Source organism: Bordetella avium, from assembly GCF_034424645.1.
In the GTDB taxonomy this organism is placed as follows: domain Bacteria; phylum Pseudomonadota; class Gammaproteobacteria; order Burkholderiales; family Burkholderiaceae_B; genus Bordetella; species Bordetella avium.
Genome location: NZ_CP139969.1, coordinates 174,043 through 188,850, shown reverse-complemented (window position 1 = coordinate 188,850; position 14,808 = coordinate 174,043). Strand labels below are relative to the sequence as shown.

At 57.7% G+C, this 14,808-nt stretch carries 12 protein-coding genes; 3 read left to right on the top strand and 9 right to left on the bottom strand.

Annotated elements, in window-relative coordinates:
- Positions 1-2: 2 nt before the first annotated feature.
- The 6 genes from U0029_RS00855 to U0029_RS00830 all read right to left on the bottom strand — a co-directional run bounded on the left by U0029_RS00855 (position 3) and on the right by U0029_RS00830 (position 8,229).
- Complete coding sequence (locus U0029_RS00855; protein ID WP_012418881.1) at positions 3-911, bottom strand: polyphosphate kinase 2 family protein; 909 nt, start codon at positions 909-911, stop codon at positions 3-5.
- 70 nt (positions 912-981) lie between these two features.
- The gene (locus tag U0029_RS00850) at positions 982-3,621 is read right to left on the bottom strand and encodes a plasma-membrane proton-efflux P-type ATPase (RefSeq protein WP_114852071.1); all 2,640 of its coding nucleotides are present in this window, start codon (positions 3,619-3,621) and stop codon (positions 982-984) included.
- A 249-nt stretch (positions 3,622-3,870) separates the two neighbouring features.
- Positions 3,871-4,191, bottom strand: a complete 321-nt coding sequence (locus U0029_RS00845) for a hypothetical protein (protein ID WP_127815311.1) — start codon at positions 4,189-4,191, stop codon at positions 3,871-3,873.
- A gap of 100 nt (positions 4,192-4,291) precedes the next feature.
- A complete protein-coding gene (locus U0029_RS00840) occupies positions 4,292-5,671 on the bottom strand; it encodes a cytochrome c (RefSeq protein WP_114852073.1) in 1,380 nt (459 codons plus the stop codon).
- A gap of 19 nt (positions 5,672-5,690) precedes the next feature.
- Positions 5,691-7,457, bottom strand: coding sequence for a GMC family oxidoreductase (locus U0029_RS00835; protein ID WP_114852074.1), 1,767 nt, complete (start codon positions 7,455-7,457; stop codon positions 5,691-5,693).
- 16 nt (positions 7,458-7,473) lie between these two features.
- Entirely contained in the window at positions 7,474-8,229 is a 756-nt protein-coding gene (locus tag U0029_RS00830; RefSeq protein WP_114852075.1) for a gluconate 2-dehydrogenase subunit 3 family protein, read from the bottom strand.
- A 1,069-nt stretch (positions 8,230-9,298) separates the two neighbouring features.
- Here U0029_RS00830 and U0029_RS00825 point away from each other — a divergent pair.
- Positions 9,299-9,481, top strand: coding sequence for a hypothetical protein (locus U0029_RS00825; protein WP_012418888.1), 183 nt, complete (start codon positions 9,299-9,301; stop codon positions 9,479-9,481).
- 439 nt (positions 9,482-9,920) lie between these two features.
- Here U0029_RS00825 and U0029_RS00820 read toward each other — a convergent pair whose 3' ends face one another.
- Positions 9,921-10,205 carry a hypothetical protein gene (locus U0029_RS00820; RefSeq protein ID WP_127815312.1) on the bottom strand — a complete coding sequence of 95 codons (285 nt, stop codon included), beginning with the start codon at positions 10,203-10,205 and terminating at the stop codon, positions 9,921-9,923.
- A 289-nt stretch (positions 10,206-10,494) separates the two neighbouring features.
- On the opposite strand from U0029_RS00820, the gene U0029_RS00815 reads away from it, so the two are divergent.
- Positions 10,495-11,427 carry a Bug family tripartite tricarboxylate transporter substrate binding protein gene (locus U0029_RS00815; protein WP_162790352.1) on the top strand — a complete coding sequence of 311 codons (933 nt, stop codon included), beginning with the start codon at positions 10,495-10,497 and terminating at the stop codon, positions 11,425-11,427.
- 157 nt (positions 11,428-11,584) lie between these two features.
- Positions 11,585-12,523, top strand: a complete 939-nt coding sequence (locus tag U0029_RS00810; protein ID WP_162790353.1) for a LysR family transcriptional regulator — start codon at positions 11,585-11,587, stop codon at positions 12,521-12,523.
- Positions 12,524-12,583: 60 nt separating this feature from the next.
- On the opposite strand, the gene U0029_RS00805 is transcribed toward U0029_RS00810, so the two are convergent.
- Both U0029_RS00805 and U0029_RS00800 read right to left on the bottom strand, forming a co-directional pair.
- Positions 12,584-13,981, bottom strand: coding sequence for an FAD-dependent oxidoreductase (locus U0029_RS00805; protein ID WP_114852078.1), 1,398 nt, complete (start codon positions 13,979-13,981; stop codon positions 12,584-12,586).
- The gene (locus U0029_RS00800; protein WP_012418892.1) at positions 13,978-14,790 is read right to left on the bottom strand and encodes an aspartate/glutamate racemase family protein; all 813 of its coding nucleotides are present in this window, start codon (positions 14,788-14,790) and stop codon (positions 13,978-13,980) included. The genes U0029_RS00805 and U0029_RS00800 overlap by 4 nt, the downstream gene beginning before the upstream one ends.
- Positions 14,791-14,808 lie beyond the last annotated feature (18 nt).

Genomic DNA, 14,808 nt, shown 5'->3' with positions numbered 1-14,808 from the left:
CCTTACTTTGTTGCCTTGGCCTTCTTCCCGGCCTTATCCGACTTGCCAGACTTGGGCGACTTAGCCGCTTCCGGCTTGCCTGGGGCAGCTTGCGCGGAATGATATTCCGCCCGGATGGCCGCGATATCGACCGTCGGCTCGGGCAGCTTCATATGCAGATCCTTGAGCGTTTCCGCGATGATCTGCGAGGCCGCCAAGTTACGGAACCACTTGTGGTTGGACGGCAAGATATACCACGGCGCATGCTTGGTCGAACAATTCTCCAGCATCGCCTCATAAGCGCCGATATAGTCATCCCAGAGCGCGCGCTCGGTGTAGTCGCTATTGGAGATCTTCCATTGGCGCATCGGATCGTCCAAGCGCTCGCCAAAGCGCTTGAGCTGCTCCTCGGGCGTGATCATCAAAAAGAACTTGATGATCGTCACACCGCTTTCGTGCAGCAGCTTCTCAAACTCATTGATGCGATCGTAGCGGGAGGACCAGACCGACTTCGGCGCCAGCTTGTGAACACGCACCACCAGCACGTCTTCATAATGCGAGCGATTGAACACCGCGACCTGGCCGAGCCCTGGCGTGTGCGGATGCACGCGCCACAGAAAATCGTGGGCGAGCTCTTGCGGCGTGGGTTGCTTGAAGCCGCTGACGTTGACGCCTTGTGGATTCATACCCTTGATCACATGCCAGCATACGCCGTCCTTGCCCGCCGCATCGATGCCTTGCAACACGATCAGCAAAGCATGGCGCTTTTCGCCATACAGCAGACGCTGGTGATCGGCGATGCTGGCCAGGTGTTTGGCAATATCTTCCGCCGCTTCTTTTTCGCTGCCATGCTCGCCATGCCAGCCCGGGTCCAGGTTTTTCAGCTTGACCTTCGAGCCGGGCGCCACGATCAGCTTCTTGCGATAGTCCATATGCTCTCTCCCAGATAATTCGGTTTATTGCCTGCCGGCCGCCGATCATGCGGCGGCCGGGATGCGAGGGTCAGGCCGGCTTGGCGACAATCGGCGCCTTAAGACCAGGCTGCGCCGCCCGGGAGGGCGGGCCAAAGCGGTAATAGGCGATCTTCACGATGTCGATGAGCACGGTCCAGCACAGCACATACACCCAGACCAGGCCAATGACTGCCCAGGGAAGCTGTGTCACGAGAATGCCGAAACCGCACAGCAGCACCGCCACGATCTGGGTGACCACCACCGCCAGGAACAAGGGCCAGGACGGATAGAGCGGCCGGAAAATCGAACCCGGGGTGCGGACCACAAAGAGCAGCATGTGGCCGCCAGCCGCGAGCTGGAGGAACAAGGCCGTTTGCAAATGGCTTTGATCCAGCGGAATCCAGGCCTGCAAAGCAGTGCTGCTGATCCACTCCATGCCCACCAGCACCAGGCCAAAGCTCTCCAGGGTCGCCATGATGCCCATCAGGACCGAGAAGATCAGAATATGGTGCATGTCCCAGCGCACCGGCTTACTCGCTGGCCTCACCCGGTCATAGGCGATGGTCATGATAGGAATGTCATCCAGCAGGGCCAGCACCACGATCATGATTGCGGTCAGCGGCTGGATGTTGAAGACCACGCTGGACAACACCACGACGACCATGATCGCGATGGTCATGGCGATGCGGTAATAGACGTAGGAGTTGATGCGCTCGAAGATCTTCCGGCTCTCGATGATCGCATTGACAATGGTGGACAGGCCCGGGGCGGTCAGAATCAGCGCCGCCGCATTACGGGCCGCGTCCGTCGCGCCAGACACGGCGATCCCGCAATCGGCCTGTTTGAGCGCCGGGCTGTCGTTCACGCCATCACCGGTCATGGCGACGATATGACCGCCTTGCTGAAGCGCTTTGACGATCTCGTACTTGTGTTCCGGAAACACCCGCCCGAAGCCGTCGGCCTTTTCCACTGCGGTGATCGAGGCCTGGGGAATATGAGCGGCATCGGTCCCCTTGGGAAACACATCGCTGGCCACCAGCAGATTGGGGCCCATGCCAAGCTGGGTTGCGATCTCGGCGCCGATGGCAACGTCATCGCCGGTCACCATCTTGACCTGGAGGCCGAGCTCCTTGGTCTTGGCGATGGTGTCCTTGGCATCGACGCGCGGCGGGTCCAGCAACGGCAGGATGCCCAGCAACTTCCATGTCTTGCCGTCGTCCTCGGAACTGGCCGCCCCCAGCGCCCGGTAGCCATGGCTGGCCAGGTCGTGAACCTTGCCGTCATACGCCGTCTCGGTCGCCTGATCAAGCTTGCACAAGGCCGAGATCGCCTGCGGCGCGCCCTTGGCGTATTGCCATGACTTGCCTGCGCTATCCGTGACCGTCGCGATCGTGCGCTTGTTTACCGGATCAAAGGGGACGAAGTGGGTTTGCTTGTACTGCGCGAGATCGGCGGGGGTTTTGACGCCCTTCAATACCGCCTGATCGATGGCATCCTCGCTGCTCGTCTGGGTGGCGAGGGCCGCCGCGAAAATCACCTCGTCGGGCTTGGCGTCGTTAAAACCGATAGGTGCGTCGAGCGTGAGCTTGTTCTGGGTCAGTGTGCCGGTCTTGTCCGAGCACAACACATCCACGCCCGCCAGTTCATCGATGGCTGACAAGCGCGAAACAATCGCCTTTTGCTTGGACAATGCCAGCGCGCCAAGCGCCAAGGTCACCGACATCACGGCGGGCAGCGCCACCGGCACCGAAGCCACCAGCAGCACCAGCACGAATTGCAGAATCGAGCCTGCGGTCGCCCAGGTCCAGGCATCCGGCACCACGATTTCGCGGTACACCTGCACGCCGACCAGTATCGCCGCGAGAATCGCCGCAAGTACGATCAGAAAATCGCCGATCTGCACGACAGCCGTCTGGGAATGCGATTTCACGCCCGCCGAGGCCACCAGCTTGGCCGTGCGGCCGAAGAAGGTGTTGTTGCCGGTCGCGATCACAACGCCCTTCATATCGCCCTGTTTGGCGATCGAGCCGGAAAACGCGCTATCGCCGATTTTTTTGCTGACAGGCAGCGACTCGCCGGTCAGCGCCGCCTGGTCCACGCTCAGATAATCGCCCGAGATCAGCACCAGGTCTGCGGGCACAATCTCGCCGCCCGACACATCGATAATGTCGCCCGGCACCACCTTGGCCGCATCAACGCTGACCCAGGCGCCATCACGCAGAACGCGGGCCTTGAGCGCCAAGTCTTTTTTCAATGCTGCAAGCGCCGATGCCGCCTTCGCGTCCTGCCAGAACCCCACGGCCGCGTTATAAATGAGCAGCCCCATCACCACAGCGAAATCCGCCCAATCGGCGCGCAAGAGTGAAATCAGCGCCGCCGCCTCGATCATCCAGGGAATAGGCCCCCAGAAATAACCGAAGAGCTTGTGCCAAAGCGGCTCTTCCTTGGCCTCGATCGCATTCGGCCCATACTGGGTCAATCGCTGCGCCGCATCGGCGCTGGACAGTCCCTTGTCCGAAGTTTTGAGTTCGCTCAGCTTGGCCGCGATCGCCGCGGCATCCAGCGGAACCGGTTTGCCCTTGCCGCCGCCGGCCTGCTGGGTGGCCGCGTTCGGGGTCTGCGCCGCTGCGGGCGCAGGTGAATCCGCAGGATGCGGGGACGTTGTCGTTGCCTGCCTTGGATCGCTCATAGACACAAAGTCCTTTTGAGGTGTTCACCGCTCGATCGTCTTTCTCAAACTACAAAGCAATAATCGAAAGACGACTTGCAGCGGTTTGAATAGAGTAAGGGCAAAAATTTATTATCCGACCCGACGAGTATATGGCAAGCCGCAACAACGGCGATTTTTTGTTATAGATTCGTCCATTTCAATCAAGGCCATTAATACGAAAAAACAAACTTATTCTATTTACAAAAAAATGATTCTTTAGTAATCCAGCTAAGCCAGCCATTCCGATCCGACAGCCACTTGATTGCGCTGGCTGACAAAGTCGTAGCGACGCTCAGCCTCAAACCAGATAGCAGCAACAGACTCATAATCAAAACCATGAGCCAATTGGCTTATCGCATCGCGGCGGAATTGGGCTGCAAGCAGCCCAATCCCGCCAACGTCAATAAACCGAGAATCGCGACCTCTGATGCGGACCCGCTCTGACTCAAGGCCATGAACCATCGAGCTAAAAACCCTTTTGGGTCCGCCTACCGGCGAAAAAAAGGGCCGCGATGCGGCCCTGTTCAGGACGGTGGTGTTGCGATCCACGAGGGCGGGCCGGCTCCCGCCACACAAGCCACCGCCTGCCAAAAAGAAAAGATGCGATAAGCGGGATAAGCACAAAGCTTATCCCGCCCTCCCTATCGCCTTATTGCTCGTTCGGAACAAGGACGTCATTACTCGCCGATTGCTGCCATTTCAGCATCTCGGGGGTGACGAACTTCTGCCGGATCGACGCCACTTCCGCCTGGCTGACGGTCCTCGCGCTATTGCCCCAGCTATTGCGGACAAAATTGACGAGATCGGTCACTTCCTTGTCATCCAAACGCCAGGCGTATCCAAGCATCGCATACTGGGTAGGCGCCCCAGCGGTACCGGGCATCTGGCTACCACGCAGAATAATGCTGATCAAGGAGTCGGCATTACTGTTCAGGATGGAAGGATTGCCCGCCAGAGCCGGGAAGGTTTGGGCATAGCCCTTGCCGTCCGTGCGATGGCAGCCCGCACAGTTGTTCAGGAAAGAGAGCGCCCCAGGGGTCTCCACTCGGCCTTGCGACAGCGCTTCTTGCGTGGCGGGCTGGTACTGGAATACCGCCCCTTGAGGAACGCTGGGCGTCAGTGACTTCAGGTAGGCGGCTATGGCAGTGATATCCCTGTCCGTCAGATGCTGAAGGCTGTCCTCCACCACCTCTGCCATCGGGCCGAACACAGCGGAATGATTGTTCCTGCCTGTTTTCAACAGCTGGACCAGGTCTTCCTGGCTCATCCGGCCGAGACCAGCCATATTGTTGCCCCGCAGGTTGACGGCATTCCAGCCTTCCAGCGATCCCCCTCCCGACAGAAACCGATCCTCCTTGTCGTTCGAAAAAACCACCTGGACCATGGCGTCATTTCTCGGCGTGTGACAGGTGCCGCAATGCCCGAGGCCGCCCACCAGATAAGCGCCGCGCAAGAGCTGATCCCCATCATCCTTGAACGCCACCATGGACGTGACATCCGGCGCAAACAGCAAACGCCAGGCATTGATGGGCCAGTTCATGGTGAACGGCCATGACCCGGATGGACCAGGCACAGCATTGTTGACCGGCTTCACCTCATGCATGAAGTAGGCATAGAGGGCCTCGACGTCCTCGCTCGACACCGATGCGAAGGAGGGATAAGGCATGGCCGGATAGAGGCTTTCCCCGGATTTCTTGATGCCATATCTCAAGGCATTGTCGAAATCCCGCAGGCTGTAATGCCCGATCCCGGTCTCTTTGTCAGGGGTGATATTGCTCGGATAAATCAAGCCGACGGGCGTGCCTGAATCCAGACCGACACCACCGGCGAAGCTGCCTTTATCGCTGGTGTGACAGGCCATACAGTCGCCGGCCCTCGCCAAGTACTTCCCCTTCAGAATCAGCTCTTCCTTGGACAGCTTGGATGTAGGCTTTATGGTGGACTCGTTTCCTTTATAGAAATAAAAAAAACCGACAACCAAGATGGCCGCCAAAATAACTAACAAAACCAAGTTCCTGACGATCCTCATGACGTTTTCCTTATAGCCATCAAACCATCATGCCCGGTTTGGGAAGATATTTTTCGACGATATAGGAGGCAGAAAAATATGCCAAAGCCCCTACCAGCGCCGTCGGGTTGTAGCCCACGTTTTGCGGGAAAGCGCTTGCGCCGGAAACAAACAGGTTGTGCACATCCCAGTGTTGAAGATATTTGTTCACCACACTGGTCTTCGGGTCGTCACCCATGATGGCGCCGCCCGTGTTGTGCGTGCTCTGGTACTTTCTGGTGTCATACGGCGCATCGAGGGCAAAGTCCTCGAACTCCACCTTGCCGCCCAGAGCGCGCCCGACAAACGCCATCTTGTTCATCAGGTAGTTGGCGACCTTGTTCTCATTGGCCTGCCAGTTGAAGGTCATGCGCAGCAAGGGCAGGCCAAGATTATCGGTATAGGTCGGGTCCAGATCGAGATAGGCATTCCGATAGGACATCACGGACCCAGAAATCCCGATCGAGAAGATTCTCTGATAGCCCTCTTGGGTGGCCTTTTTCCAGCCGCTGCCCCATTTCGCCGAACCTGCTTCCGTCGGCGTCTGCTGGATAGGTCGTCCACCATGAATGCTGGTGCGGATGCTCGCCCCGCCCAGAAAACCCAGACCGGAATGGTCAAAGGTCGTTTCATTGTAGTTATCCATCGCCACGCCACCGGCCCCGGTGCCGATGAAGGTGTTGAGCTTGGTCCCGGCGGGCATGACCACCTTGATGCTCACGTCGCGCTGATAGGCGTAGCTGCGCCCCAGGGTGCCGGTCTCCGAAACGGGGTCGTACGGCTGGCCGATCTTAGACAAAAGCAGCAGGCGAACGTTATGGATGGCGAACGCGTTCAGGATGACGATATCGGCCGGCTGAAACACCTCTCTTCCCTGGCCATCCACATAGGTGACGCCGGTAGCGATCTTCTTGTCGCTATCGGTATTGATCTTCACCACATTCGCATTGGTTCTCAGCTCGAAATTCTGCCTTTGCAGCAGCACCGGAAGAATGGTGGTCTGAGGCGAAGCTTTGGAATAGTTATAACAGGCGAATTTTTCGCAGAATCCGCAGTAATTACAGGGACCGAGACGGACCCCATACTGGTTGGTATAGGGAGCCGAGGCATTGGCGGCAGGGGCCGGGTAGGGCGAATAGCCCATTTCCTCACAGCCCTTGCGGAATAGCTCGGAGGCATAGCTATTTATCAGGGGCCTGTTCGGAAACTCGGTGGAGCGCCAGCCCTCAAAGGGATTGCCGCCCTTGAGTTTGGCGCCTTTCAGGTTGCCAGCCTGGCCGGAAACACCGCAGACCTCTTCGAATTTGGCGAAATAGGGCTCAAGCTCTTCGTAGCTTACCGGGTAGTCCTGTAGATACATCCCTTTAGGGACAATACCTTTGCCATACTTTTCTTCGTAAAAACTCTTCAGCCGGAGCTGATTGGGCAGATAGCGATAGAACATGCCGTTCCAATGCAGTCCGGCGCCCCCTACGCTGTTGCCGAGCAAAAACGAGCCGTACTGCCGGTAAGGCACTGCGGTATGGCCTACGTCATGCCGTATCGTCAGGCTGTCTTTGGCCAGCGGCTGGAACAGCTTGCCCCGCACCCCATAGTTGAGCTCATCTATCACCTGAGGAAACTTGGCGTCTGTCGAGGTCTGCTGCATATGGCCTCGCTCCAATGCGACGACCGTCTGCCCCGCAGCAGTCAGCTGCTCGCCAAAAATCGCGCCCGTCCAGCCGAAACCGACCAGCACGACATTGACCCTCTCTTTCTGAATGGCCATTTCGCTTCCTTATCAGTTAGATTTTCTTGGGAATAATGGAGACAGGCTTGATCAGGTACTCGACGTTGTACTTGTCCGCCCAATCCAGATAACTCGCTCTCGCTCCAGGGAATCCCACCATTTTCCAACCCGCCATATCCCGATTTCCGCCATACATGGGGTCAGCGAAGAAGCCCTCTTTCGTGTTTTCCCAAAGCTGCGAGAAAAAAACGCCGGCCGGAACATCTTCGTCGCCGAACTCAAGCTTTTCATCGCTTAACAGGGTAAGCACCTCACTGCGCTTGCCAGGGTCCAGCTCGGCGAAAGATTTGCCGTGTTTCTTGCTGCACCACTTGTTCAAGGCGGCAATACCGGAACGGTATATGTCGCGGGGGGTCATATTGAGCTGGTAACCGAGCGTCGGCGTGCTCTTCATAATCTCGGGGTGGAAGGGCCCTTTCATGTACCAAAGCTGGCCATGACCGTAAGGCGTCTCCATTTGACGATCGATGAACACTGGCACGCCCGTAGCGATTGCCCCTGGCCCCAGCTCATCCTCAGGAATGAGCAGGTCCACCGCGCTTTTTATGAAGGCATATTCACCATCATTAAAAAAAACCGGGAGATAGTCGCTGACCTCACGGGGAAGATCAGATAAGGCATCGACGGACCCGGGTGCGCCGGGCAGCGCCTGGGCCGTTGTCGAAACGCCAACGGCGGTCACTGCCGCCGCCGCCGGTATAATTTTCAGAAAACCCCTCCGCTGAGGGTTTGTGGCTTGCTTCTCTTTCATTTCCCTAGCCCCTGTTGAAATAGCGTCAGACAGCACGTGGCGATCAACACAGATTGAAACGCTCCGGATTTTCCGAACAACCTAGCTGCTGGGAATCAGGAATGCCCCTGATCCAGGCAGGGAACCCTCCCAGGCGACAACAGCAACACAAGAATCCGGAGAATTGAGTTAAGCGGTACTCAAGCAAAGCAGGACAGGCGAATCACGCCGCAGGCCCATTCGAATGGCGCGTCACGCGGTAAATGCGACAAAATCAAGTCACACGGAAGGCGAAACGCATGGGCCAAAACTCATGCTGCCCTTTCCCCTAGCTTTCTTTTTTTACATGAGCCGGAACATATGGGCAATCTGACATACCGCTTTTTTTTTCCTAGGATAGGTGGATTTTCGGCATTTTTATTGCCGCGAGAGATGCATCGCATACTGAAAAATCGCTGCTCCCGGAACACCCGCCAACCGCAGCATCCTTAGCACAGACAATAAGAGAAGACCTTGACGGTCATTAATACTCTGCACATTCTGAAGCGCGCACAAGCTCGGCGAGAGAAAACGATCAAGCCAAAACCCCGGCTCGCCCGAAAGAAGAAAACAAGGTCGATCACAGCGCCTTAGCACGCACCGCGACAAGCGATGAAGCGCCAGCGCTGGACACCTCATCTTGTCTGCCAGCGCGTCCGCCAAAACAGGCTGAAATACATACAAAATATAAATGTATGGTTTTATTCGGCTTACCCAAGTAAAAAAAACGTACAAACTCGGGCATTCAGCCATTTGCAGGGTAGTTGGCGATAGAATTCCACTGCTATCAGGCGAGTAAGGCGTTCACGCCCCCCACACCCGGCCGCTTTCCGTCTTGCTCTTTGTCCGGCAAATACGAGAGGACGACAGGGCGAGAAACCGGCCGGTTCTGTCTGTGGCAGCCTGCCCCGCGCGCAGAGTTTGTCTGGATGCGGAGAGACCTTGTCCGTCAAGTACGGCGAGGGAAGCGATCCCACACGCTTTGGAAGCGGGCTGATGCTTTTTTGGCGTTCACGGCTTTGTTCGTCTTTGCCTGGCGTATGAGTCGTAAATGAAGCTGCTGAAGCAGCGCTTTGAGGAAATGATGAATTTTTGGGTCCCTGTCATCTTCGGTACGTTCAAGCTCGTGGTCTTGGCGACGTTCATGTTTCTCGCCATCAAGTCCCATTACGATGGAGAGAAAGAGGAGAAGAAAAAGAAGGACATGGAAGCCCAGCCTCCTGCCGCCAGCTGACCCCCATGGGCGCGACAGAATGAGCCGCGGCTCAGGCCATCCGCGGCTGCCGCGCCAGCGATCGGCCCGGAGCGAGAGCGCGTGGCGCCGACAACAGCCGCCGATCCCATGCGACGATTCAAGCTGCTATTGCCGCGTTGCCGCTTGCGCAGTCATCGGCGGGCGGCAATCGATACATGAGCGACAAGCGTGGCATATCGTTGATGCGGGCGTTACAGCGCCCGAGACGCCCACACTAAGCCAGAGCCCGCCTTCAACACAGCGCAAGCCAGCAGGGATTTTCAACAAAAACGTGTTGCTGGCGATGGGCTGAGCAGGCTGGACTTAAGTAGCTAATTCCGGCGCTTGCATACATCAGAACACCCTCACAACCGAAATATTTAGATAGAAATAAACTCAATCAATTATTCAATATTTTTTATTAAAAAATATGGCAAATTCAATTGCCATCTATTAAAAATAAAATAATCAAATTTCTGAAAAACACATTAAAATCATCCAGCATTAATAAATAGTTTTTAATGCCGATTGCCGGAATATCAGCCGGCCCCTGCCCCAGAAAGAAGGAAGCAAAGCGCATCCCAGGGCTTCGCCTCTGTTCTGTGCCGCTCGCGCAGCCTGACGGCTTAGCCGTCGACGCGCGCAGGGTTCTGAACGGTGCGCCATCAGAGCCAGGGTGATGGATGCTTTTGGGGATAAGCCTTGCCACCCGCTTTTTTGGCACTGCCAATCCTTAATGCGCCTTAATGCCTCCGCGCACCTAGGGAAGCATCTATATTCATTCAGATTTAATTCAATTTTTTTCTGAAAATACCATTTCCATTGACCAGAAAATTGAATAAATCGATGGAAGCGAAAACTCTATTTGCTTATTCCGCTAGGACAATCCCTCACCAGACCCTATATTCACGCACCTATTCTTAAAAAAACTGGAGACAACCGTGAGAATAGCTGGACGGATAAGACGCAAAGCGATGACGGTTGCTGCTATAGCAAGCCTTGCCGCCGCGGCAATGGCTCCTGCCGCACCGGCGTTCGCCCAGGATGCCTTTCCCAGCAAGCCTATTCGCCTGATTGTCGGCTATCCGCCAGGAGGCTCCAATGACATCGTGGCACGCATTGTCGCGGTACCGCTGAGTCAGATCCTGGGACAGCAGGTGATTGTGGAAAACAAGCCCGGCGCTAGCGGGGTGATCGCTTCCACCCATGTCTCCAAGGCGGACCCCGATGGCTATAACCTGTTGCTGTCCAGTGCGAGCGCGCTGGTGATCGCACCGCACTTGATGCCCAAAAAGCCTTTCGACGTGACCAAGGACCTGATGTCCATTGGCACCCTGGGCTGGACACCGGAAACTATCGTGACGGGCCCCAGCCTGAACGTGAAGGACTTCCGCGAGTTCATGGAGCTTGCCAAAACACGTGAAATCACGATCTCTTCGTCAGGCAATGGCGGCCTGCCCCATCTGACCATCGAACTGCTCAAGCAGGCTGCGGGCGGCAGCAAAATCATGCACGTGCCTTACAAGGGGGCTGGCCCGGCAGTGTCCGATACGCTGGCAGGCCACGTGGATGCCGTGACCATGGACCTGCCCGCCGTGATCAGCTTCGTGCGCGAAGGAAAGCTCAAAGCCATGGCGGTGACCAGCGACAAGCGCATCGACTTTCTGCCTGAGGTGCCAACAGCCCGCGAGCAGGGGCTGCCTTCGTTTTCCTCAGTGAACTGGTTCGGCGTCTTTGCGCCCGGCGGCACCCCGGATGCCGTGGTCGCCAAGATCCATGCCGCTATGAACCAACTAGTGCAAGACCCTAAAATCAAGGAGCAGTTGACCCGGGTGGCCGTGGTGCCCCAAAGCAGCGCCACCTCCAAAGAATTCGCAGACTTCGTGGCCCAGGAAAACCTGCGCTGGGCGGACGTGGCCAAGAAATCCGGAGCGACGATGGACTGATACGTCCGGCCGCAGCGCGTGATGCCTGCGGCGGCGGGATAGCTGTCTCCTGGCGCAGTGCGCAGCCGACAACCATGGCGGCGCACTAAAATCCGCACTTCATCTATGAAGAGCCAAGAGAGACGCCATGGAGACAACTTCCACCAAAAGAAACAAGATGGACAAACTGTGGGCGATGACCGTGTTTGTTCGCGTGGCGGAATGCTCTAGCTTTTCCCGTGCGGCCGAGTCGCTGGATCTGGCCAATGCCACCGTGACGGCATGTGTGCGCAATCTGGAGCTGAGCCTGGGCGTAACGCTCATTCATCGCGATACCCGCCGCCTGCACCTGACAGAGCAGGGCGAAAAATATCTGGAAAGGGCGCGCGAGATTCTACGCGCCGTGGATGACGCGGAAATCGAGGTGCGCAGCCAGCTCGGGGAGCTGCGCGGGCCCTTGGTGGTTGAAACACCGATCTCTTTTGGCCACGCGTTTCTGTGCCCGGCGCTGCACGGCTTCGCACTGCGTCATCCTGGTATCTCGACCATGGTCACGCTGACCAACCAGCCGCACAACCTGATTGAAAAAGCCATTGATGTGGCCATCCGCATGGACCGTGTGGAGGATGCAGGCCTGATTGCCCGCCCGATCTACGAGGCGCGCTACGTCGTCTGTGCCACGCCCGAAGTGGCGGCAAGCCTGCCCGAACATCCTGCGGACCTCAACCCGCAGGATTGCCTGGGGGTGCTGGCAGAAGAGCGCCGCACCTCGAATCCCTGGCTGCTGACACGGGAAGAAGAAACCGTGGCGGTGCAGCCCCGCGGCACGCTGCATTTCAACAGCAACGACGCCGTCGTGAATGCGGCCCTCCACGGCGCCGGAGTGATCCACGTTCTGGACATCTTTGTGTTGCGCGCCATCGAACAGGGCACACTGGTGCCCGTCTATACAAACTGGATCACCCAGTGCCGGACCTTTTACTCAGTCACCACGCGCGCCCGCAATGACTCCGCCAAGGTCAGGGCCTTTACCGACGTCCTGAGCGAAGTGATTGATTCGGAACGCAAGCCCAATACCTTCCGGGCAGTAGAAGTCCGTCCTTTAGGCAAGCGTTGATCAAGGCCGCATAAAGAGCATCCTTTAGGGCAGAGCCCTTTTCTTGCGATTCGCGCAGACTCAGATTTGCTGACCCGACCTTAGGGCAGTCTGCGCGGCTACGCGGCCGAATACGCAGGCCTTGCCCAAGGCTGAGCCCGTCATATAGGCGCCGCCATGGAAGCCGCCCATGATTTCACCGGCGGCATACAGACCGGGAATCCGGTCACCGAACACGTCCACCACCTGCATCGCAGCATTCACGCGCAGACCGCAGTAGGTACCGAACACGGAGGCCGTAGAAGGATAGGCATAGAAGGGGCCGGTTTCGATGCGGCGCAGCTCACCATGGTTGTGAACCAGCTTTTTGCGGCCGAACTCGGGATCATGTTTTTCGTCGCAATAGCGGTTGTAGTTGTCCACGGTCGCTTTGAGCGTTTCATAGGGCACTTCGATCTGCTGAGCCAGCCCCTGCAAGGTGTCGGCCTGGATGATCAGGCCTTCTTCCATGCGGCGCTGGAAGTCAAGAATACGCACACGGTCGTCGCCCGATTCAAAAATGGGCTGATCGAAGATCTGGAAAGACGTGTGATAGGGCTGGGCCATCACCGCATCGCCCAACAGCTTGTACGAGATGGACTCGTCGACGAAGCGCTTGCCCTCTTCGTTCACCGCAATCGCACCCTTGTACACGGCCAGGCAGCTATGGTGATTGGTCGTATCCACCGGGTGTTTGCCGTAGGTTCCTTTGATGTAAATCATGTCGCGCACATCGGCGCCGAGTTTACGCGCCATAGCCAGCCCATCCCCGACATTGCCTTCGCCGCAGACGAACACCGCGTTGTCATAGTGGGGAACGAACCGATGCACGAGTTCGGCGTTCTTGCCAAAACCGCCGCTGGCCAGAAGCACGCCCAGGCTGGCCCGGATAGTGAACTCACCATCGGGACCGCTGGCCAGGACCGCTTGCACGGGAGCGGTTTCGCTGCTGCGCACTAAGCGCAGTGCACGGGTACGGGTGAAGACCTGCACTCTGCCTGTTTCCAGGCATCGAGCCTGCAAGAGGCGCACGGTGTCGGCAGGATCTACCGTGTGTACGCGCGGCACCGACTGGCCAGAGGAGGCTTCGATGACAGGGCTGAATGCGACGCCCTGCTGCTTAAGCCATTCGTAGGTCTGTAGCTGGAGGTCTACATAGGTCTGCACCAGTTCCGGATCGTTTTCGTGCTGACCGACCTCGATCAGATCGCGCTTGAGCAGTTCTGCGCTGTCTTCGATGCCTTCAGCGGCCTGCAGGTCAGTGCCGGCGAAGGCGAGGCAGCCCCCGCTCATCGCCGAAGAACCGCCGGTTTCCGGCATTTTTTCCAGCAGGATGACCTCTGTGCCGGCCTGTGCCGCTTCCAAGGCCGCGGCAAAGCCTGCCAGACCGCCGCCGATGACCAGCAGTTGGGTGCTCAAGGATGGGATGGAAGCACTCATTGGGCAGTAAATCGTTTGAGTTGATAGAAATCCAACATTTCGCGCAGGCGCTCGCGCTCGGGCGGCGCGTTGTAATAGCCGCGCTGGCAGCGTTCGATGCCGCTATGGCGCTTCAGATCAACCAGCAATTCCGCCTGCTTGATCCAGCAAGACAGTGAGTCCAGCACCGGCACGCCGTCCACGTTGGAGACGCCCTGTGACGCCAGTAGCACGCACAGCGGTGCCTCACCCGGAATGATGACTTGGGCGCCCGCTGCAATTTGCGCGCGCGCGGCTGCGCGGAAACGCTCAATCAGCGGCGCCGGGTCAGCAAAGCCGGCCAGCACCTCGGTGAAGCGAAAACCCACATCCGAGACGCCCACCAGGCGCTCGCTCAAACCGTATTTGCGGGCATTGTCCACCAGCAGATCGCTCATCTCGTTGATGAACAGCAGGACGGAGAATTTGGCTCCCAGCAGGCAGGATGTCAGCATGGCGGACTCGCCGTAACCTACTGTCGGGATCGTCAGCAGGGAGCGGATTTCGCGCAAGCCCGGATCAGGCAGCGTGCTGATGGCGTAGGCATCGAAACCCTCCTCCTCGGCCTGTACCCCAGCCGCCAGAAACTGCAGCGAGTGCAGGTATTGAAAGCCCGCGTGGCGGATGTCTTCGCCGGGGTAGTTGCTGCGGTAGGTGCCGGGCTGCATCCCGTGCATGACAATCTCGGTGTCAGGACGCGCCACGCGCTTGAAATGCGCCTTGAGGGCGGCGTCATAGGCGCCTAGGTCCTGCAATACCGTAAAGCTTTGGTGCCAGATACGAATTCCCATTCTTTTGCTCCCGGCCGT

Excerpts from the sequence above, each read along its gene's own strand:
- U0029_RS00855 (WP_012418881.1), bottom strand. The coding sequence starts at position 911 with ATGGACTATCGCAAGAAGCTGATCGTGGCGCCCGGCTCGAAGGTCAAG.
- U0029_RS00850 (WP_114852071.1), bottom strand. The coding sequence starts at position 3,621 with ATGAGCGATCCAAGGCAGGCAACGACAACGTCCCCGCATCCTGCGGAT.
- U0029_RS00840 (WP_114852073.1), bottom strand. The coding sequence starts at position 5,671 with ATGAGGATCGTCAGGAACTTGGTTTTGTTAGTTATTTTGGCGGCCATC.
- U0029_RS00835 (WP_114852074.1), bottom strand. The coding sequence starts at position 7,457 with ATGGCCATTCAGAAAGAGAGGGTCAATGTCGTGCTGGTCGGTTTCGGC.
- U0029_RS00830 (WP_114852075.1), bottom strand. The coding sequence starts at position 8,229 with ATGAAAGAGAAGCAAGCCACAAACCCTCAGCGGAGGGGTTTTCTGAAA.
- U0029_RS00825 (WP_012418888.1), top strand. The coding sequence starts at position 9,299 with ATGAAGCTGCTGAAGCAGCGCTTTGAGGAAATGATGAATTTTTGGGTC.
- U0029_RS00815 (WP_162790352.1), top strand. The coding sequence starts at position 10,495 with ATGGCTCCTGCCGCACCGGCGTTCGCCCAGGATGCCTTTCCCAGCAAG.
- U0029_RS00810 (WP_162790353.1), top strand. The coding sequence starts at position 11,585 with ATGGACAAACTGTGGGCGATGACCGTGTTTGTTCGCGTGGCGGAATGC.
- U0029_RS00805 (WP_114852078.1), bottom strand. The coding sequence starts at position 13,981 with ATGAGTGCTTCCATCCCATCCTTGAGCACCCAACTGCTGGTCATCGGC.
- U0029_RS00800 (WP_012418892.1), bottom strand. The coding sequence starts at position 14,790 with ATGGGAATTCGTATCTGGCACCAAAGCTTTACGGTATTGCAGGACCTA.